This window comes from Glutamicibacter sp. ZJUTW (assembly GCF_008370855.1).
GTDB lineage: Bacteria > Actinomycetota > Actinomycetes > Actinomycetales > Micrococcaceae > Glutamicibacter > Glutamicibacter nicotianae.
Genome location: NZ_CP043624.1, coordinates 2484310 through 2503901, shown reverse-complemented (window position 1 = coordinate 2503901; position 19592 = coordinate 2484310). Strand labels below are relative to the sequence as shown.

General features: G+C 62.2%; 20 protein-coding genes, 3 tRNA genes and 1 riboswitch. Of the genes, 13 read left to right on the top strand and 10 right to left on the bottom strand.

The genetic code is table 11. From position 1 onward, the window contains the following. The first annotated feature begins 110 nt into the window (after positions 1–110). A complete protein-coding gene (gene trxA / locus F0M17_RS11835) occupies positions 111–485 on the top strand; it encodes a thioredoxin (RefSeq protein WP_038992246.1) in 375 nt (124 codons plus the stop codon). Between the two features lie 25 nt (positions 486–510). On the opposite strand, the gene F0M17_RS11830 is transcribed toward trxA, so the two are convergent. Then, the gene (locus F0M17_RS11830; protein ID WP_149597154.1) at positions 511–1473 is read right to left on the bottom strand and encodes a DNA-3-methyladenine glycosylase; all 963 of its coding nucleotides are present in this window, start codon (positions 1471–1473) and stop codon (positions 511–513) included. A gap of 137 nt (positions 1474–1610) precedes the next feature. Between F0M17_RS11830 and F0M17_RS11825 the strand changes: the two genes are divergently transcribed. Both F0M17_RS11825 and F0M17_RS11820 read left to right on the top strand, forming a co-directional pair. After that, a complete protein-coding gene (locus F0M17_RS11825) occupies positions 1611–2975 on the top strand; it encodes a pyridoxal-phosphate dependent enzyme (protein WP_038992244.1) in 1365 nt (454 codons plus the stop codon). A gap of 27 nt (positions 2976–3002) precedes the next feature. Next, a complete protein-coding gene (locus F0M17_RS11820; RefSeq protein ID WP_038992243.1) occupies positions 3003–4160 on the top strand; it encodes a cystathionine gamma-synthase in 1158 nt (385 codons plus the stop codon). A 90-nt stretch (positions 4161–4250) separates the two neighbouring features. Here the strand turns inward: F0M17_RS11820 and F0M17_RS11815 are convergent, their stop codons facing one another. Next, a complete protein-coding gene (locus F0M17_RS11815) occupies positions 4251–4667 on the bottom strand; it encodes a hypothetical protein (RefSeq protein ID WP_149597153.1) in 417 nt (138 codons plus the stop codon). Positions 4668–4975: 308 nt separating this feature from the next. Here F0M17_RS11815 and F0M17_RS11810 point away from each other — a divergent pair, with 308 nt between their 5' ends. Next, positions 4976–6868, top strand: a complete 1893-nt coding sequence (locus F0M17_RS11810; protein WP_149597748.1) for a DEAD/DEAH box helicase — start codon at positions 4976–4978, stop codon at positions 6866–6868. Positions 6869–6958: 90 nt separating this feature from the next. Here F0M17_RS11810 and thiC read toward each other — a convergent pair whose 3' ends face one another. Together thiC and F0M17_RS11800 are read right to left on the bottom strand one after the other, a co-directional pair. Further along, entirely contained in the window at positions 6959–8701 is a 1743-nt protein-coding gene (gene thiC, locus F0M17_RS11805; protein ID WP_149597152.1) for a phosphomethylpyrimidine synthase ThiC, read from the bottom strand. After that, a riboswitch (TPP riboswitch) is annotated at positions 8697–8804 on the bottom strand. Its footprint overlaps the gene before it by 5 nt. A gap of 277 nt (positions 8805–9081) precedes the next feature. Continuing rightward, a tRNA-Thr gene (locus tag F0M17_RS11800) sits at positions 9082–9153 on the bottom strand. A 551-nt stretch (positions 9154–9704) separates the two neighbouring features. On the opposite strand from F0M17_RS11800, the gene F0M17_RS11795 reads away from it, so the two are divergent. Together F0M17_RS11795 and F0M17_RS11790 are read left to right on the top strand one after the other, a co-directional pair. Beyond that, positions 9705–9776 (top strand) — tRNA-Thr (locus F0M17_RS11795). A gap of 47 nt (positions 9777–9823) precedes the next feature. Beyond that, a tRNA-Met gene (locus F0M17_RS11790) sits at positions 9824–9900 on the top strand. 93 nt (positions 9901–9993) lie between these two features. On the opposite strand, the gene F0M17_RS11785 is transcribed toward F0M17_RS11790, so the two are convergent. Further along, positions 9994–10770, bottom strand: coding sequence for a GTP pyrophosphokinase family protein (locus F0M17_RS11785; RefSeq protein WP_052253876.1), 777 nt, complete (start codon positions 10768–10770; stop codon positions 9994–9996). A 240-nt stretch (positions 10771–11010) separates the two neighbouring features. Here F0M17_RS11785 and F0M17_RS11780 point away from each other — a divergent pair, with 240 nt between their 5' ends. The 7 genes from F0M17_RS11780 to F0M17_RS11750 all read left to right on the top strand — a co-directional run bounded on the left by F0M17_RS11780 (position 11011) and on the right by F0M17_RS11750 (position 16193). Beyond that, positions 11011–11952 carry a DUF2797 domain-containing protein gene (locus F0M17_RS11780; RefSeq protein ID WP_246857056.1) on the top strand — a complete coding sequence of 314 codons (942 nt, stop codon included), beginning with the start codon at positions 11011–11013 and terminating at the stop codon, positions 11950–11952. An 84-nt stretch (positions 11953–12036) separates the two neighbouring features. Continuing rightward, positions 12037–12312, top strand: a complete 276-nt coding sequence (locus F0M17_RS11775; protein ID WP_038992239.1) for a hypothetical protein — start codon at positions 12037–12039, stop codon at positions 12310–12312. Between the two features lie 101 nt (positions 12313–12413). After that, complete coding sequence (locus tag F0M17_RS11770; RefSeq protein ID WP_149597151.1) at positions 12414–12860, top strand: MaoC family dehydratase N-terminal domain-containing protein; 447 nt, start codon at positions 12414–12416, stop codon at positions 12858–12860. Positions 12861–12862: 2 nt separating this feature from the next. Then, positions 12863–13303 (top strand): MaoC family dehydratase, encoded by a 441-nt coding sequence (locus F0M17_RS11765; RefSeq protein ID WP_038992237.1) that lies wholly within the window; start codon positions 12863–12865, stop codon positions 13301–13303. Positions 13304–13305: 2 nt separating this feature from the next. Next, positions 13306–14508 (top strand): MFS transporter, encoded by a 1203-nt coding sequence (locus tag F0M17_RS11760; protein WP_121867140.1) that lies wholly within the window; start codon positions 13306–13308, stop codon positions 14506–14508. A gap of 55 nt (positions 14509–14563) precedes the next feature. Then, complete coding sequence (locus F0M17_RS11755) at positions 14564–15625, top strand: UDP-N-acetylmuramate dehydrogenase (RefSeq protein ID WP_149597150.1); 1062 nt, start codon at positions 14564–14566, stop codon at positions 15623–15625. 43 nt (positions 15626–15668) lie between these two features. Then, a complete protein-coding gene (locus F0M17_RS11750; RefSeq protein ID WP_149597149.1) occupies positions 15669–16193 on the top strand; it encodes a GNAT family N-acetyltransferase in 525 nt (174 codons plus the stop codon). Positions 16194–16277: 84 nt separating this feature from the next. Here the strand turns inward: F0M17_RS11750 and asd are convergent, their stop codons facing one another. The 5 genes from asd to F0M17_RS11725 all read right to left on the bottom strand — a co-directional run bounded on the left by asd (position 16278) and on the right by F0M17_RS11725 (position 19567). Then, positions 16278–17396: an aspartate-semialdehyde dehydrogenase gene (gene asd / locus F0M17_RS11745; protein ID WP_141356541.1), complete on the bottom strand. Its 1119-nt coding sequence runs from the start codon at positions 17394–17396 to the stop codon at positions 16278–16280. A 112-nt stretch (positions 17397–17508) separates the two neighbouring features. Next, complete coding sequence (locus F0M17_RS11740; protein ID WP_038992232.1) at positions 17509–17736, bottom strand: NF038396 family protein; 228 nt, start codon at positions 17734–17736, stop codon at positions 17509–17511. Positions 17737–17743: 7 nt separating this feature from the next. Beyond that, complete coding sequence (locus F0M17_RS11735; protein ID WP_149597148.1) at positions 17744–18319, bottom strand: dihydrofolate reductase; 576 nt, start codon at positions 18317–18319, stop codon at positions 17744–17746. Then, positions 18316–19125: a thymidylate synthase gene (locus F0M17_RS11730; RefSeq protein ID WP_149597147.1), complete on the bottom strand. Its 810-nt coding sequence runs from the start codon at positions 19123–19125 to the stop codon at positions 18316–18318. Before F0M17_RS11730 ends, F0M17_RS11735 begins: the two co-directional genes overlap by 4 nt. Before the next feature lie 109 nt (positions 19126–19234). Continuing rightward, positions 19235–19567 (bottom strand): GNAT family N-acetyltransferase, encoded by a 333-nt coding sequence (locus F0M17_RS11725; RefSeq protein WP_066140787.1) that lies wholly within the window; start codon positions 19565–19567, stop codon positions 19235–19237. Positions 19568–19592 lie beyond the last annotated feature (25 nt).

The window sequence follows — 19592 nt, the reverse complement described above, 5'->3', positions numbered from 1 at the left end:
AGTTTTTTGCATATGGAGAACTTGCGCGGCCATCGGGTTGGTTTTATTCCCGTGCTCAACCAAGATCACCTTTCTACGTATTTCAAATAAGGATCGGCTACCGTATAACCATGGCAACGAAAAATGTGAGCGAAGACGAATTCGCGCAGCTGATTGATGAGAACGACATCGTCCTGGTGGACTTCTGGGCTGCCTGGTGCGGTCCATGCCGCAATTTTGCGCCGGTGTACGAGCAGACTTCCGAGAAGTTCCCCGATGTAGTGTTTGCCAAGGTGGATACCGAAGCGGAACAAGGCTTGGCCCGCGCTGCGAACGTCACCTCGATTCCGACCATCATGGCGTTCCGCGAGAATGTCCTCGTGTTCTCGCAGGCTGGTGCGCTGAACCAGACCCAGCTCGAAGACCTTGTTACCGCCGTCAAGGGCATTGACATGAGCGAAGTGCATAAGCAGATCGCAGAGGAAGCCGCGCAGGCAGACTCCTAGGAATTCCCATAGACTTCGGGCTCCCTTACCGCCGCCGGTGATCCAGCGGTGCGTATCGGGGCCCGAAGCTTTGTTTTCTCTGCCCTGAAAGCTGCAGTAAGCGGACCACGCGTTGCCGATGCGGGGCATAGGGCGCCAGTAGGTCAAGCATCTGCGCATCGCTGATTCTTGAACCGGCAAGCACCTGTCCAACGAAATCTGCCAGATGGAAATCTCCGACGGAAATGTGATCAGCAGATCCATGGGAACGCTGCAGCGTCTCGGCAATGGTCCATGGTCCGATGCCCGGCACCGACGCCATCGCCGCTTCCAGGGTTCCCGGTGCCATTGCCTTGGGCTTTGGCTGGTTTATCGGCTTATCCGCCCACCACTGCAAGCTGCTGGCAACCCGCACCACGCGCGTCATCGTGGTGGCCCGCTGCCCCTCAACACGCGCTGCTTGCCAGTCCCACCGCTTCATCGTTGCCAATTTCTGCGGACCGGGGAAAATCATCAGGCCCTCGGGCGCCGGGCCCGGGGCCCGGTGGCCCAGATGGCGGATCAGCCAGCGCCACGCGTAATTCGCTTCGATCCCGGTGACCCGCTGTTCCAGGATCGCCCCGGCCACGTGCTCGAAGATCCTGCCGGTGCTGGGCAGAATGAAATCCGGATGAACGAAGCGGGAGCGCGCGATGATCTCCGGGAACTTGCCTTCTTTGACTCCCGCGTCGAAATCGGTCCAGTCATCTTTCGCACCCAGCAAGTTCGGTGCCGATTCCATGGCCCACTGGGCGCCAGGACCCCAGGCCTGCAATGCGGCTGGCGAGCTCGGGGAGGGCTTATGGATATGCAAAGTTGCATCCCCGAGCGGCGTCGCAAAGGCCAGCCACGCCTCGGTCTGCGACAGGCGGATCGTCGGATCGCCCAGGCCGCGGCGCAAGATGCCCAAGGTCTTGGGCAGGGCCACCGGACGCTGCGGATCGTAGCTGGCGGTCAACGACTTCTCCATGAAACGCATCCTATAACTTCGTGCTCGGGATTCCTGGGCCAGCATCGCTATCACCAGAGAAAAGCGTGCGTCCACTGCGTGACGTTTCGCTACGCCTCGGAACGACATGTGTGACATCCGCCGGTAAAGTTCTTGACATGAAGTATGCGTCCACAGTTCTAGACCTGATCGGCAATACCCCTTTGGTGAAGCTCAACCGAGTCACCGACGGGATCAAAGCCACCGTACTGGTAAAGCTCGAGTACCTGAATCCGGGCGGTTCCATCAAGGACCGCATCGCATTGAAAATGGTCGAGCGTGCCGAGGAATCCGGCCAGCTCAAGCCCGGTGGAACCATCGTGGAACCGACCAGCGGCAACACCGGCGTCGGCCTGGCGATGGTAGGCCAGCTCAAGGGCTACAACACCATTTTCGTCACCCCCGATAAGGTGGGCGAGGAAAAGCGCGACGTGCTGCGCGCCTACGGTGCCAAGGTAGTAGTTACCCCAACCGCGGTGGCTCCGGATTCGCCCGAGTCCTACTACGGCGTATCCGACCGCCTGGTCACCGAAATCGATGGCGCATACAAGCCCGACCAGTTCTCCAACCCGGGAGCGCCTGACAGCCACTTCGAGACCACCGGCCCGGAAATCTGGAATGACACCGACGGCAAGCTGACCCATGCGGTCATCAGCGCAGGAACCGGCGGCACCATCACCGGCACCGGACGCTACCTCAAGCAGATCTCCGCTGACCGCGCTTCCGGCCCGGTGAAGATCATCGCCGCTGACCCGGATGGCTCGGTCTACTCCGGCGGCACCGGACGCCCCTACTTTGTCGAAGGCGTCGGCGAAGACATGTGGCCGGGAAACTACGACCCCTCCGTGCCGGATGCCGTGGAGCCGGTCACCGATGCCGAAGCATTTGAGATGACCCGCCGTCTGGCCAAGGAAGAGGGCCTGCTGCTGGGTGGTTCCTCGGGCATGGCTGTCGTCGCCGCGTTGCGCGCCGCCAAGGATCTGGGCGAAGACGACGTGGTTGTCGTGATCGCACCGGATGGCGGCCGCGGCTACCTGGCCAAGATCTTCAACGACCAGTGGATGCTGGACCAGGGTTTCACCACCGATGAATACTCCGCGCTGGACTTCATCGGCGAGGCGCTGGCCAAGCAAGGCACCGCGACAGTGCCATTGGACACTACCCTGGCCGAGGCGGCCAAGGCGCTGCGCGAGCAGGGCGATGACGCGCTGGTCGTAGCCACTGCACCACTGCCTGCGCGAATCGGCGAGATCCGCGGCGTAATCGGTGCCAGCGACATCACCGACGCGCTGCTGGCCGGTGCAGAACCAACCAGCACGCTGGCAGATCTGGGCGACCTGGCAATGCCATTCATTGGCACCGCAGACACCCCGGAGCATGCGCAAGACTTGCTCAAGAGCCACCCGGCCGTGCTGCTGACCAAGGGCGGCGAAGTGATTGCCGCGGCCACCGCAGCCGACCTTCTGGCCTACACCACCCGCTAGAGACTTCACCACAAAGGATTGATATCGATGACTGAAAACCATCAGGGCGCAAACACCCGCTTTGTCCACGCGGGCCAGGAATTCGAACCGGTTACCGGCGCGGTAGTTCCGCCGCTGCACTTCTCCTCCACCTACGCGCAGGACGGCATTGGCGGCCTGCGCAACGGCTACGAGTACGGCCGCGGCACCAACCCGACCCGCGACTCGCTGCAGGCGCAGCTGGCCGGCGCCGAATTCGGCAACTACGCTTTCTCCTTCAGCTCGGGCCTGGCCGCCGAGGATTCGCTGATCCGCGCCATCCTGCGCCCGGGCGACCACATTGTGCTGGGCAACGACGCCTACGGCGGAACCTTCCGCCTGATTGACCGCGTCCTGGGTGCATGGGGCATCGGCAACACCCCGGTGGACATGGGGGACGAGGCGGCCCTGGCCGCTGCCATCGAGAAGAACAAGGCGAAGCTGGTGTGGGTGGAAACCCCGTCCAACCCGATGATGAAGATCACCGACATCGCGAAGGTCGCAGAGATTGCGCATGCTGCCGGCGCACTGCTGGTCGTGGACAACACCTTCGCCAGCCCGTTCCTGCAGCAGCCGCTGACCCTGGGGGCCGACATCGTGGTCCACTCGACCACCAAGTACATCGGTGGCCACTCCGACGTGGTGGGCGGCGCGGTGATCGTCAAGGACGCCGAGCTGGCCGAGAAGATCGGCTTCATCCAGTTCGCCGTGGGCGCCGTTTCCGGTCCCATGGATGCGTTCTTGACCACCCGCGGCCTGAAAACCCTGGGCGTGCGCATGCGCACCCACTCGGAGAACGCCGCGCAGGTGGCCCAGTGGCTGCGTGAACGCAGCGAGGTCGAGCGCGTGCTCTACCCGGGCTTCGAAGACCACCCGGGCCACGAGATTGCCAAGAAGCAGATGTCCGGCTTCGGCGGCATGGTCTCCGTGCAGTTCAACGGCGGGGAATCGGCAGCCCGCAAGATTGCCGAGAGCACCAAGCTGTTCACCCTGGCTGAATCCCTGGGCGGCATCGAGTCGCTAATGAACTATCCGTCGGAGATGACCCACGCTTCGGTGAAGGGCACCGAACTGGCAGTTCCAGTGAACCTGCTGCGCCTGTCGGTCGGCATCGAAGACCCTGCAGATTTGATTGAAGACCTGGAGAAGGCCTTCACCAACCTGTAAATGCGCATAACGCAAAGGACCTGGGTTCTGCTGCCCGCCAAGGGCAGCAGAACCCAGGTCCTTCGTGCATTGAACCGGGTTCGGGTCCGGCTACCGGCGGCGCTTGGCCGGCTTGGGATCGACGATCTTGAAGTACCTGTTGCTCGCCGGCATCCACATCAGCACCACGCTGAACATGATGATGGCGGCCAGCAGCGAGTAGCGTCCGAACCGCAGCAGCAGCGGCAGTGCGGCAATCAGTCCCAGCCAGGACAGCTGGGCGCGCGCTGCCCGGTCGCCGGTGAACAGCCGGTATCCCAGCACGCCGCAGGCGATGCCCGCTGCGGCGAAAAAGACCATCAGCGCAATGCTGCCGAAATCCAGTGTGGAATCCCGGCTCTGCTCATAGGCCAGGAAGCCGCCGAAGCCGAGAAAAAGCACTCCGGCCAACAGCCAGAGCATCTGGGCGACGAACAACCCGCCGGGGGTGGGCTCATCGGGACGTCGTGGAAAAAGTGGTTTCTTCACGTGCTTAACCCTACGTGCTCTGGCGCGGTGCCCGATCTCACACGGCTTCGGCACTGACAACTCAGTGCCGTTCAAGCTAGCATTAAGTGTTCGCGAACATCAGGGTATCCCTCTCGCATCCAGCCCAATTTTTGAGGCTGGAGCCTTCTCGTGTTGTATTTTCCGCAAAGTGTGTGCGGGTCTTTATGTCATAGGGGAGCGCTTGATGAGCGTGACTTGTATCTGACTGTGCAGCCTATACGTCGTTTCTTTGGGGACGGCCAAGGCCTATCCCCAAACGAATGAGGTAATTCTTCGTGTCTTCTGACATGCCCGTAAACACCAACGACAACCAGACCCCGGAAGAGCCAACCGTGCTCTTCTCCGAGCTTGGCCTGGATGCCCGCGTGCTTGCATCGCTTGCCGACCTTGGCTACGAGAAGCCATCGCCAATCCAGGCAGCGACCATTCCACTGCTCCTCGAAGGCCGCGACGTTGTCGGCCTGGCCCAGACCGGTACCGGCAAGACTGCTGCTTTCGCACTGCCTGCCCTGTCCCGCATGGCCGAACTGGCTGACACCAATGGCCCAGCCAAGACCCCGCAGATCCTGGTCCTGGCTCCAACCCGCGAGCTGGCCCTCCAGGTCGCCGAGGCCTTCACCTCCTACGCCAAGTACCTGCCGAACTTCACCGTTCTGCCAGTGTACGGCGGCTCCCCATACGGCCCGCAGCTCAACGGCCTGCGCCGTGGCGCACAGGTCGTCGTGGGCACCCCAGGCCGTGTGATCGACCACATCAACAAGGGTTCCCTGGACCTGTCGAACCTGCAGTACGTGGTGCTGGACGAGGCCGACGAAATGCTGCGCATGGGCTTCGCCGAAGAGGTCGACAAGATCCTCGAAGCGACTCCGGAAGAGAAGCAGGTTGCCCTGTTCTCGGCCACCATGCCACGCACCATCCGCCGCATCGCTTCGGAATACCTGCGCAACCCGCAGGAAGTCGCCGTGAAGTCCAAGCAGTCCACCGGCACCAACATCACCCAGCGCTTCCTGCAGGTCATGGGCGCCCACAAGCTGGACGCCATGACCCGCATCCTCGAATCCGAGGAATTCGACGGCGTGATCACCTTCGTGCGCACCAAGATGGCTACCGAAGACCTGGCCGACAAGCTCAAGGCCCGCGGCTTCACCGCTGCCGCCATCAACGGCGACATCCCGCAGCAGCAGCGCGAGCGGACCGTAGAGAACCTGCGCTCGGGCAAGATCGACATCCTGGTGGCTACCGACGTGGCGGCCCGCGGCCTGGACGTCGAGCGCATTTCGCACGTGATCAACTTCGACATCCCGCATGACACCGAGTCCTACGTGCACCGCATCGGCCGCACCGGCCGTGCCGGCCGCAAGGGCGACGCGATCCTGTTCATGACCCCGCGCGAGAAGTACCTGCTGCGTGCCATCGAGAAGGCGACCCGCCAGCCGGTGACCCAGATGCAGCTGCCGTCGCTGGATTCGGTCAACGACCGCCGCATCCAGAAGTTCACCGACCGCATCGACAAGACCATCAGCGGCCAGGACCTGACTACTTTCCGCGAGATCGTGGAGAAGTTCGCTGCCGAGCACGAGGACCTGGACCACCTGGAAATCGCGGCTGCACTGGCTTTGATGGCCCAGGGCGGACGCCCGCTGCTGATGACCGAACCGGTCATGTCGCCTGCGAAGAAGGCCCGCATGGATCGCCCGGAGCGTGGCGAACGCGGTGAGCGCGGTCCACGTGCCCGCAAGACCGCTGCCGAGGGCAACGCCATGTACCGTCTGGCAGTTGGCCGCCGCAACCGCGTGCAGCCAGGCTCGATCGTTGGCGCGCTGGCCAACGAGGGCGGCTTCGATTCTTCGGAAATCGGCGGCATCGACATTCGTTCGGACCACACCCTGGTGGAGCTGCCAGCAGAGCTGAGCAAGGACCAGTGGCGTGCACTGTCCAAGACCCGTATTGGCGGCGAAGCCATCGATCTCCAGCTCGACAGTGGCCGCAGCCCGCGCCGTGACGACGATGGCGACCGCGGTGGTTTCCGTGGCAGCCGTGGCGGCTACGGTGGTGGACGTGGCGGCCGTGGTGGATTCGGTGGCGGACGCAATGGCGGACGTGGCGGATTCGGCGGCGGACGCGGTGGCAAGGACCGCTACAGCGATTCGAACCGCAGCGGTGGACGTCGCGACTACTAAGCCTGCAGCGCACAGCTGAATAGCACTGGATAACGCCCTTGGGGCAAGCCGAAAGCTTGCCCCAAGGGCGTTTTCGCATGCCCGGGCTAATTACTCGGCAGGGGTCCCGACGGGGATCTCGTCCCCGAGATAGACCGTGCCCCCGCTTTCCAGGAACTGCCTGCTTTTCTGCGCCATCCCGGCCAATGCCGCCTGCGCCTCGGCCGAGCCGTATTCGTCGCGGATATCCTGGGAAATGCGCATGGAGCAGAATTTCGGCCCGCACATGGAACAGAAGTGGGCAGTCTTCGCAGGCTCGGCCGGCAGCGTCTCGTCATGGAATTCCTGCGCGGTGACCGGATCGAGGGACAACGCGAACTGGTCATTCCAGCGGAATTCGAAGCGAGCCTTGCTCAGCGCATCATCCCGTGCCGTGGCACCCGGATGCCCCTTGGCCAGATCTGCCGCGTGCGCCGCGATCTTGTAGGTGATCACCCCGGTCTTCACGTCATCCCGGTTGGGCAGCCCCAGATGCTCCTTGGGGGTGACATAGCAGAGCATCGCGGTACCGTAGCGGGCAATCTCCGTGGCGCCGATGGCGCTGGTGATGTGGTCGTAGCCCGGCGCAATATCGGTAACCAGCGGGCCCAGGGTGTAGAACGGGGCCCCGTCGCACAATTCCTGCTGGCGCTCCACATTCTCGCGCACCAGATGGAAGGGGATATGCCCCGGGCCCTCGACCATCACCTGCACATCGTACTGCCAGGCGCGCTTGGTCAGCTCGGCCAGGGTATCCAGCTCGGCGAATTGCGCTGCGTCGTTCGCATCCGCGATGGAGCCCGGGCGCAGCCCGTCGCCCAGCGAGAAGGCCACGTCGTACTGAGCGAAGATCTCGCACAGCTCATCGAAGTGGGTGTAGAGGAAATTCTCCTGGTGGTGCGCCAGGCACCATCCGGCCATGATGGAGCCGCCGCGCGAGACCATGCCAGTGACCCGGTTGGCGGTCAGCGGGATGTAGCGCAGCAGCACACCGGCATGGATGGTCATGTAATCCACGCCCTGCTCGCACTGCTCGATGACGGTGTCGCGGAAAATCCCCCAGGTCAGCTTGTTGGCTTCGCCATTGACTTTCTCCAGCGCCTGGTAGATCGGCACGGTGCCGATGGGCACGGGGGAGTTGCGGATGATCCATTCGCGGGTGGTGTGAATGTCCTCTCCGGTGGACAGGTCCATCACCGTGTCGGCACCCCATTTGGCGGCCCACTGGAGCTTGGAGACCTCTTCAGCGATGGAGCTGGTCACCGCCGAGTTGCCGATATTCGCATTGATCTTGACCAGGAACGCCTTGCCGATGATCATCGGTTCGGATTCCGGATGGTTGATGTTTGCCGGGATGATGGCTCGTCCGGCGGCGAGCTCGCTGCGCACCAGCTCGACATCGCATTCCTCGCGCAGCGCCACATAGCGCATTTCCGGGGTGATGACCCCGGCGCGCGCATAGTGCATTTGCGTCACGCGGGCTCCTCCAACGGCCCGCAGCGGAGGGGCCGAACGTCCAGCCCATTCCGCGCTGGCCGTGCCGCGGCGGACCGCTGAGCGCCCGTCGTCGTGCAGATTGCGCTCGCGGCCGGCATAGGTTTCCACATCCCCGCGCTCCCGGACCCATCGCTCGCGGAAGGGTGGCAAGCCCTGGGTCGGTTCGCTTCCCGGTCCGCTGGTGCGATACACCGACAGCGGCTCGTTGGGCTTTCCATTGGGGGAGTCTGCCAGATGGATCTGCGTGACGGGAACAGAAATTCCCGCAGATTCGCGGTAGGCAAGGGTGTGGGCAGGGTGCTGTTCAAATTGTTCCACTTGGAAACTCACTTCCTTCGCCGGCATTACCCGGACAGGTTCAACGGTCGCGGACGGCGATAGCCCGATCTCAGCCCTTGCCAGGGCACCCGTGTGGTCGCGAACAACTTAGCACGCTTGGGAGGAGGAAACGCAAATCCAGTGGTCAGAACAGTGACATCAAGTCAGGATGCGGGCACTGGCCCCGGCGGCAGGAGATAGTTTCTGGAAGCGATCAGTCTCTTGCGGCGCGAATCCGGAATCTGGGAAAAAGGGCGTGGCAGATAACTGGCGAAGCAGCGCGGGCGCAGGCTGAAGCGATGGCCGCGCGATGGGGCACTGAGAGCGGTAGATAAACGAAAAGAGAAGCAATCTGGAACCAGATTGCTTCTCTCATTTCGAGCCCCCTGCCGGAATCGATCCGGCGACCTCGTTCTTACCAAGAACGCGCTCTACCACTGAGCTAAGGGGGCAACAGGTAAATACTTTACACAGGTTTTCGAGGTTTGCAAAATCTGCCGGGGATTTGTTGCTGACATCACAATGTTCCTAATCAAGGCGGAAATGGAGGTCGGTGAACCTAGGGGGATTCTGTGCCCGCAATAGCTTGCCTTCATGCCACTGAATTCCGGTTGCCGCACGTGGTGGAGAGTTCACCCACCGGATGTCGCGCACCCAGCCGGATGTCGCGCACCCTTCCGGACGACCCGTGGCCCTGGAGTTCGGGGGCAGGGGGAGTGTTCTCTTCTGGAGTATTTGTGTTGGAGGATTTGCCGGCTACCTCAAGGGAATTCGGCGCGGAACTCTATCCTGTAAGCCTGAGCGAAGCGGCGATTGACCGCGAGGGGCAACCCAGTGAGCATCGTCACCAGAACACTTTTTGTCCCAGCCTTCGTCCCTGATTGCCTTCAAGGTCTGGCTAAAACCGTTTTGACTAGCAGTTTTATGGAAATCCCCGTGCGCTTTCCAGATCGGTTTGCCGATTTTTCTTTGCCGGGAAATGCGTGTAGAGTATTTACTCGTTGCCCCCTTAGCTCAGTGGTAGAGCGCGTTCTTGGTAAGAACGAGGTCGCCGGATCGATTCCGGCAGGGGGCTCTGAGTGAGAAGCTTTCTTGGCTTCTACTGGATTGTTTCTCACTTGTGGCGGCGTAGCTCAGCTGGTTAGAGCGCACGACTCATAATCGTGAGGTCCCGGGATCGAGTCCCGGCGCCGCTACCAAATCAAAGATCCTCAGCTTCGGCTGAGGATCTTTTTTGGTTTCCGGGTTCGAAACGGTCTTCAGCGGACCTTGAGCGCTAAAGCCATTAAGGCTTAGTTGTCGGCACACTTTTCGGGGCCTCTGGTGCTGGCTTGCTGTGCCAGCGACAGCAGTCCTTGGAAGGCCTTCGTATCGAAAGTCGCCTCGTGGCCTGCTTGGTCATTGGCATCATGGCCGTGTACTTCGGTATGCAACCGTTGCATTTGCATATCGAGTTTCGTTGCAACAGCTGCCGCATCGGCGAGCTCCTGTACCAGATGCTCTGGAACCTCGCCCTCGTACTTGTAGAAAATCTTATGTTCCAGGCTTGCCCAGAAGTCCTGGGCGATGGTGCGGATCTGCAACTCCACTACAACGTCGACAGGGCCGTCGGACAAGAAGACCGGAATTTGCACAATCGCATGAACACTTTTATAGCCGCTAGGCTTCGGGTTCTTGATGTAATCCTTGATCTGGATGACCTTCAGGTCATTTTGAGCGGTCAAGGTGTTCAGGACCTTATAGATGTCCTTGACGAAACTGCAGGTGATGCGCACACCCGCAATATCGCTGAGGTTCTCGCGTATGGCAGTAAGAGACGGTGCGATATTCCGGCGGGCAACCTTGCGCATGATGCTCTCCGGAGTTTTCACCCGGGAACTGACATGTTCGATTGGATTGTATTTGTGCAAGTACAAGAACTCTTCGCGCAAGATCGAGACCTTGGTCAGTACTTCGTCCACCGCAAACTGGTATTCCATCATGAAGCGCTGGAAATCATGGTGGAAGGCCTTCGTCAATCGCTGCAACTCAGCCGGGGAAGGGGTAGTTCCAGCAGCTGAGATTGCCACTGCACGCGTCTCGTCATCAAATGGGACAGAAATCCTGGATCACCTCAACAGATTGTGGCCCGGCCCGCGGTACGTTTCCGGTGCAGGTTCAGCCTACGGGCATCTCCTAAGAATTAGGTCAGAACCAATCGGGAATTTGTTCAGCTAACTTTCGGACTTTGTGTATCGGCCAACCTGTCCGCCGGACCTGGCCATCTGCGGTGAACTATCGTTGGGAGGGGAAACTTCAGAAAGGTCCTGATGGAATTCGCTTCAGCTACCCGGCAGCTATGCCACGGCATCAGCTTCGCAGAACATGAACCCGCCCCGATGCTCCGGCTGCGCAGCGGCGAAACCTGGGGTACCGAGTACCTGGAAGCGGGGCGTTCACTGGCCCTGGAGATCGGAGAACTGAAGTTCTGCCTGGGCTACATCACGATGAAGGCCGACGGCTCGCGCAATACGCTGCCGTGCCCCAAGAACCAGGCCCTGCGCACCGGTACCCAATGCGAGAGCTGCCGCCGGCTGGACCAGTCGAAGTTCATGCACCATTTCCACAAGACCGGCGAAGCCCCCGAAGGCCTTCGCAAGTACCTGGAACAGCCGCACTTCTTGTATATAGCCAGCTTCGCCCACGGCGCGACTAAGGTCGGCACCACCTCGACCAGTAGCAAGTGGACCCGGCTGGCGCAGCAGGGCGCGGTCATTGCGCGTTATGTCGCCCGCGCCAACGACGGGGCGGCCATCCGGGTGCTCGAAGACCTGGTCACCGAGCATGTGGGCCTGAGCCAGCAGGTGAGGCAGAAGTCCAAGGTCAAGGGCTTGGCTAGCTGGGAACTGGACTACGCCCAGCTTGATCAGATCAACGCCGACGCAGCAGGCAGGGCCCGGGACTTCCTCGGCGCGCAGCGGGGCTTGGAGGCCTACGGCGTGCAATTGCGCGACGAGCTGTGGGAGCAGCCGGCTTTCGCCCGCCCAGTCATTGGCGCCTGGGATGCGCATGCGCTGCATGCCTGGACCACGGCCCTGCCCGGAAGCACCGTGAACCTGCGCATCCGCGGCGTGCTGGGACAGAGCATCCTCGTCGACAGCGGCGATGGCACCACCCTGCGCGTGCTGGATGCCGCCGAGCTGAAAACCCGCGAGGTCGCGGTGGTGGAGCAGCGCGGGGACTTCAAGGAAGAGCAATCCGCCTTGTTCTGAGACCAGAATGCTGTCGGGGGAGTCACGCGGAAATGCCCCGGCGGCAATGAGCGCTCCCGGCCCGGGCTGAACTAGACTTGAGCCATGACCAACACTCCTTGGGAATCCGCCTCGCCGCGCTACAAGAAGCTCGTCTTCGCCGCCATGGGCATCATGGGCGTGGGCATCATCCTGGCCATCATCGGCGCCAACATTCCGTCCCTGCCCACGGTCTACACCGCGATCGGCATCATGGTCATCGGCATGCTCTGCCACATCGCCAGCCTGGTTGTCCGGGCCAAGGACGCACGCCAGTGGCGCATCGAGAATGGCCTTGCCGCACCACGGACCAACAAGCGCCCCTCCGACGGGCAGAACTAGGCTCCCGCAAGAATTCCACAGTGTGACCGGGCAGCTGCGCCCGGATTTCTTATCCGGCGGCATCCACGCCCGGCCACGTCCAACAACGTTCAGGAGAACCCATGGGCATCAACCCTGACCTGGTAGGGCGCATCTACCCTGCCGGCGAGTCCTACCAGGTAGGCCGCGAGAAGATCCGCGAATTCGCCGCCGCCACCAAAGCCGCCAACCGGGCGCACTACGACGTGCAGGCAGCCCGCAAGCTGGGCTACAGCGACGTTGTCGCCCCGCCGACCTTCGCAATCATCATCGCACAGCGGGCCGATGCGCAGCTGATCTCCGACCCGGCCAGCGGCATCGACTTCTCCCGCGTGGTGCATGCCGACCAGCGATTCACCCACCACCGACCGATCGTGGCGGGTGATGAACTGCTCGCCGAGCTCTACGTGGACCAGGTCCGCGAGATGGGCGCCGGCGCGATGATCACCACCCGCGCCGAAATCACCACCGCGGCCGGCGAGAAGATCGCCACCACCGTTTCATCGCTACTGGTACGAGCTGAGGACTAAGCATGATTGAATTCGACAGCCTCGAAAAGGGACAGGTCATTGGATCGCACACGGTGCAGGTCAACCGCGCGGACCTGGTTCGCTATGCCGGAGCTTCGGGCGACTTCAACCCGATCCACTGGAATGAGCGCTTCGCCAAGGAGGTGGAACTGCCTTCGGTGATCGCCCATGGCATGTTCACCATGGGTTCGGTCATCGACCTGGTCTCGCAATGGGTAGGGAACCCGGGCGCCATCATCGACTACCAGACCCGCTTCACCAAGCCGGTCGTCGTCGAGGACCCGGAAGGCTCCAACCCATCGGAGCATGAAGGCACCACCATCTCGGTGGAAGGCAAGGTCGGCGCCTTGGACGCCGAAGCCCGCACCGCCCGCATCGACTTGGCAGTCTCGGCCGATGGAGCCAAGGTGCTGCTCAAGTGCCAGGCAGTGGTGCAGCTCTAGGCATGCAGCTTCCAGGTGATGCGCAGCGGCCGGCAACCCAGTGGCGCAATGCGCTGATGGCCGCCTACCTGGCCAGCGGCCTGCTGATCTCGGCCCTGGTCTCGCGCTTGCCGGCGGTGCGCGACGCCCTGGCGCTGGACCACGCCAGTGTCGGCCTGCTGCTGCTGTGCCTGAGCGCAGGGTCCTTCCTGTCCGTGTCGGTCTCGGGGCAGCTGGTCCTGCGGCTGGGCGCCACCAGCGTCATGCGCATCGCCGCGACCCTGGCCGGCGGCTCGCTGATCCTCGTCGGCGTCGGTGCCGGGATCTTCGGCAGCGTCGTCATCTGCGGCATCTTCCTCTTCGCCCAGGGACTGGGCACCGCCTCATGGAATGTCGCCTCCAACGTCCAAGGCGCGGCCATGGAACGGGCCCTGGGCAAGAGCATCATGCCTGCCCTGCACGGCTTCTTCTCCATTGGCACGGTAATCGGCGCCGGTGCCGGCGCGCTGGGCGCACGCCTGCAGATCCCGCTGCAGTACCACTACGGCTTCATGGGCCTTCTCATCATCGCCACGGTCCTGTTCAGCGCACGATTCTACGGCGAAGACTTCAGCCGGACCCCGCGCACCAGCAGCAACGGGTCCTCGCTGAAGAAGGCCTGGACCGAACCGCAGACCGTGCTCCTGGGCGTGCTGGTGCTGGGCATGGCCCTGGCCGAAGGCGCTGCCGGAGACTGGGTGGCCATGGCGCTGGTGGACGGATACCAGACGAAGGAAGGCGTGGGCGCCATCGGCTACGGCGTCTTCGTGGCCGCCATGACCCTGACCCGCCTGCTCTCCGGCGATTTGATCCTGCGGATGGGCAGGGTTTTCATGATCCGTGCCAGCGCCATCAGCGCGCTGGTTGGCGTGCTGCTCTTCGCCTTCGGCAACAATCTGCCCCTGGCCTTCGTGGCCTTGGCCATCTGGGGCATGGGCGTGGCCCTGACCTTCCCGTTGGCCATGAGCGCTGCCTCGGATGATCCGGTGCATGCCGCGACCCGCGTCTCGGTGGTGTCCACCATCGGGTACGGCGCGTTCCTCGGCGGCCCGCCCCTCCTGGGTCTGCTGGCCGAAGTCATCGGGCTGCTGCCGGCCCTGGGCTCCATCTCCATCCTGGTGGTTGTGGCCTTCTGCCTGTCCTCGAATGCCGCCGGAAGCCGTGCCGGCGGCGAGCCCAAGGCCTAACTGGCCGGGCAGGAAGCCCACCCCTACCTCCTCATACGGAAAGTAAACTGAAGCAATGCTGAAGAACCTGACCACGACCCGCGTCGGCGGGCCAGCCCGGCAAATGGTGACCGCAACCAGCGAAGCTGAACTGGCTCACGCAGTAGCCGCCGCGGATGCCGCAGGGCAGGACGTCCTGCTCATTGGCGGGGGGTCCAACCTGGTGATCTCCGATGAGGGCTTCCCGGGTGTTGCCGTGCAGATTGCCACCCGTGGATTGCACCTGGACGAGCAGCCGAATGGCAAGGTGCTGCTGCGTGCCGCAGCCGGCGAGAACTGGGACACGACCGTTGAATACAGCTTGGCTGAGGGCCTGAGCGGGCTGGAAGCGCTCTCGGGCATCCCAGGGTGCACCGGTGCCACCCCGGTGCAGAACGTTGGAGCCTACGGTGCAGACGTGTCCCAGACCTTGGCGTGGGTGCGCGCCTATGACCGCGAGAGCGACCAGGTGCTCAAGCTGGATAACGCCGAGCTTGAATTCGCCTACCGGGAGTCGCTCATCAAGCGCACCAGCACCAATGGGTCCCCGCGCTATGTGGTCCTCGAGGTGGCGTTCCTGCTGGCCCGCGAGAACGAATCGGCTCCGATCCGCTACGCAGAGCTGGCCCGCCGGCTCGGGGTTGAAGCGGGAGACCGCGCCAACGCGCTCCAAGTGCGCCAAACAGTGCTCGAATTGCGCCGTTCCAAGGGCATGGTCTTTGATATCAAGGACGCTGACTCGCATTCCACCGGTTCCTTCTTCACCAACCCCATCGTTGAATCCAGCGTCCTGGACAAGCTTCCGCCGAACGCCCCGAACTACCCGGTGGAACAAGCCGGCTTCGTGAAGCTGTCCGCTGCGTGGCTTATCGACCAGGCCGGTTTCTCCAAGGGCTACGGTTTGGAGGGGACCGGCGGATTCGCGCTCGCCGATGGCCGCGCCTCGCTGTCCACCAAGCACACGCTGGCCATCACCAACCGCGGGGAAGCCACTGCCCAGGACATTTTGGCCATCGCCCGCTCAGTACGTGCCGGCGTGCAGGAACGTTTTGGAATTGAACTGGTCAACGAGCCGTTGCTGATTGGCGAAGTGCTCTAGGTGAAATGCTTCCCGGCGGTTGCCGGGGCAAGGAAGGAATGCCTTGGCGGAAGTATCCCTGCGAAAGCTCTGTCCAGCAGATATCGACCTGCTGGAGGTGAACTTCCAATCCGTCCAGGGCGCCGGCGAAGCCCAATGGTTCGGCTTCTGGGATACCAGCAAGCTGCGCAACCGCGTGGCCCAAGACCAGATGATCGGCAGCGCTGACGGTGCGCTGGCAGTTTGCCTGGGAGAGCAGGTCATCGGCAAAGCCGATTGGTTCACCGTCACGTCGTGGGGCCGGGCCAACACCTCTGCCTGCTGGGAAATCGCCATCGGCATCTTTGCCGAGTTCCGCGGCCTGGGCCTTGGCACCCGAGCGCAGGAGTTGCTTGTCGATTACTTGTTCTCCCATTACCCGCGGCATCGGATTCAGGCCACGACAGCCGCTGAAAACCTGGCTGAGCAGAGGTGCCTGGAGAAGCTGGGGTTCACCCGCGAGGGTGTAATCCGGCAAGCGCAGTGGCGTGCCGGTGCGTGGCATGACCAGCTGATCTATTCGCTGCTCAGGAATGAGTTGGCCCGCTAGCGCTCACCTGCAGGAAAATGGCACACAGCCCGGAACAGAAATCCTGTTCCGGGCTGTGTGCCATGGTTTGCGCTTCAGGGATGGCTAGAGGCGGCCCTGGGCAATAGCGAGCATGCGGCGCAGCGGCTCCGCTGCGCCCCACAGCAGCTGGTCGCCGACGGTGAAGGCCGAGATGTATTCCGGGCCCATTTCCAGCTTGCGGATGCGGCCTACCGGGATGTCCAAGGTGCCTGAAGCCGCGACCGGAGTCAGCTGGTCCACGGTCGCTTCCTTCTCGTTCGGGATGACCTTGGCCCACTCGTTGTCGGCTGCCAGTAGCGACTCGATTTCGGAGACCGGCAGGTCTTCCTTCAGCTTCAGCGTCAGTGCCTGCGAGTGCGAACGCATGGCGCCAATGCGGACGCACAGTCCGTCCATGATGATCTGCTGGTCGCCGGAAGTCTGCAGGATCTTGTTGGTCTCAACGCCTGCCTTCCATTCCTCGCGGGACTGGCCGTTGCCCAGATCCGCGTCGATCCATGGGATCAGCGAGCCGCCCAGCGGTACGCCGAACTGGGAAGCGTCGAGGTTTCCGCGCTGGGTTTCCAGGACCTTGCGGTCGATTTCCAGGATGGCGCTTGCCGGGTCAGCCAGTTCGCTGCCCACCGATGCGTTGATGTCGCCGAACTGGGTGAGCAGTTCGCGCATGTGGCGGGCTCCGCCGCCGGAAGCGGCCTGGTAGGTCATCGCGGTGCCCCACTCGACCAGGTTGTTCTTGAACAACCCGCCCAAGCCCATGAGCATGCACGAGACGGTGCAGTTGCCGCCGATGTAGTCCTTGGTGCCAGCGGCCAGTGATTCGTCGATCACCGAGCGGTTGACCGGGTCCAGGACGATGACGGAATCATCGTTCATGCGCAGCGAGGATGCGGCGTCGATCCACAGGCCGTCCCAGCCGGACTTGCGCAGCTCGGTGTGGACCTTGGTTGTGTAGTCGCCACCCTGGGCGGTGACGATAATCGGCAACTTCGACAGCGTGTCAATGTCGAACGCGTCCTGCAGCGGGCCGGCGCCCTCAGCGAATGCCGGGGCGTTGCCGCCAGCATTGGAAGTCGAGAAAAATACCGGGTCGATCTGGGCAAAATCGCCTTCGTCTAGCATGCGCTGCATCAGCACGGATCCAACCATGCCTCGGTAACCTACAAAACCAACAGATGAAGTCATGTCTCCATGGTAGGTGCGATGATCGGGCAGAGCCCGGTTCGTTACAAGAGTTAAAGCAGAATCACACCCAAGCCCCAGCAGGGTTCAGGTGTGATTCGGTACAGCGAAAGTTTTACTTTTCCTCAAGCAGCAGCTTGCGGTTCTTGATCGCCCACATCGCCGAGAAGATGAAGATCTGCGTGGGAACCAGCAATAGGATCAGTCCGAAAATCTTGTGGCCGCCCAGAACCATGAAGAAGCCGAGTACGGCCACTACCAATGCCAGCAGCGGGAAGAGCATGTATCCGAGAATGAAGAGTGCCTCGGGGTGCTGCTTGAGCTCTCCGATGTATTTTTTCATGGTCGTTCTAGTCCTTTTGGCGAAGCCAGGTTTCAAAGCGGTAGCGGGTACCGGTGGAGGAAGTATGCCAACGGGCAGCTTCCGATTCTTGGGATGGATCGCAAGCACCCAGAGCGAAGTCGGCGGTGAGCGCGGGTGCAGAGGTGTCTCCTTCGGGGGAGACATCAAGCTTGGTGACCACTGCGAGGTCCAGCAGGTCCAGTGCCTGTGCGTAGACCTTGCCGCCGCCAATGATCCAGACTTCTTCGCCGCCTTCGCTGCGCTGTGCCAGGGCAACGGCTTCTTCCAGGCTCGAGACGGGTACTGCGCCATCCTCGCTCAGTTGCCCATGGGCATCGGCCTGAGTGGTCAGCACGATGTTGGTGCGGCCTGGCAGGGGGCGGAACTTCGCCGGGAATGAGTTCCATGTGGTGCGGCCCATGATTACCGGATGGCCTGCGGTGGTGCGCTTGAAATGGGCCAAGTCCTCGGGAACATGCCATGGCATAGCACCGCCAGCGCCAATGATGCCGTTCTCGGCTTGGGCCCAAATGGCGCCAATTAGCGGTTGCGCTTCGTGCGCGTGGCGCGGATTGGAGGTCATACGGCTACGGTTCCCTTGATGGTCGGGTGGTGCTGGTAGTCGTTGACGCTGAAATCTTCCAGCGTGTAGTCGAAGATCGACTCTGGCTTGGAATTGAAGCTGAGCGTCGGGTATGGGTAGGGATCGCGGGAGAGCTGTTCCTTTACCTGTTCCAAGTGGTTGGTGTAGATGTGCACGTCGCCGCCGGTCCAGATGAACTCGCCTGGTTCCAGGTCGAGCTGGTGCGCCAGCATGCGGGTGAGCAGGGCATAGGAGGCGATGTTGAAAGGCACGCCCAGGAACATGTCTGCACTGCGCTGGTAAAGCTGGCACGAGAGCTTGCCTTCGGCGACGTAGAACTGGAAGAACACGTGGCATGGCGGCAGCGCCATGTTGTGGATTTCTGCGACGTTCCACGCCGAGACGATATGGCGGCGGGAGTCAGGGTTGTTGCGCAACGAGTCGACCAGCTGGGAAATCTGGTCAATGTGGCCGCCGTCGGGAGTTGGCCAGCTGCGCCATTGGACGCCGTAGACCGGGCCGAGTTCGCCGGTCTCATCAGCCCATTCGTTCCAGATGCGAACGCCTTGGTCCTGCAGCCACTTCACGTTGGACTCGCCGCGCAGGAACCACAGGAGCTCGGCAGCCACAGACTTGAAGTGCACCCGTTTGGTGGTGATCAGCGGTAAAGAATCCTTCAGATCGAAGCGGATCTGGCGGCCGAATACCGACAGGGTTCCGGTTCCGGTGCGGTCTTCCTTGGAGGCACCGTTTTCCAGCACGTCTCGAAGCAGATCTTCATAGGGGGTCGCTATTGAACTCGTCATCATACCTGTCGTGCTGGTGGTCGGCGCTGGCTTATTCACACGTTCCAGTTTAGATCACTCAGGATGCTGCCGGAACAAGGCGCAAGGATGACCCTGCTCGCATTCGAGGCTAGCTGGCGGAAACCACCATGTCGTTGTATTCCGGGTAGCGGTGCAGGTAGTCCTGGACGTAGCTGCATTCGGGAATGATCTTCAGCCCTTCGTCGCGGAACTTGTCCAGAACCAGGGTCACCAGGGCACGAGCATATCCGCGGCGGCCGAATTCCTCATTGACGATGGTGTGCTGAATCGTGGCGATCCCGTCTTCTTCGTGGTAGCCGAGGAAGCCGACGAAAGTGGAACCGTGCCACAGAGAATAGCGGCCACGGCTCGCGTCGTGATCCAGACGCAGGCCATGGTGCACAATCTTCTCGACTGGCTGGTGCGGCTGCTTGGCAGTCATGGCATTACCTCATTCTCGGCTGTGA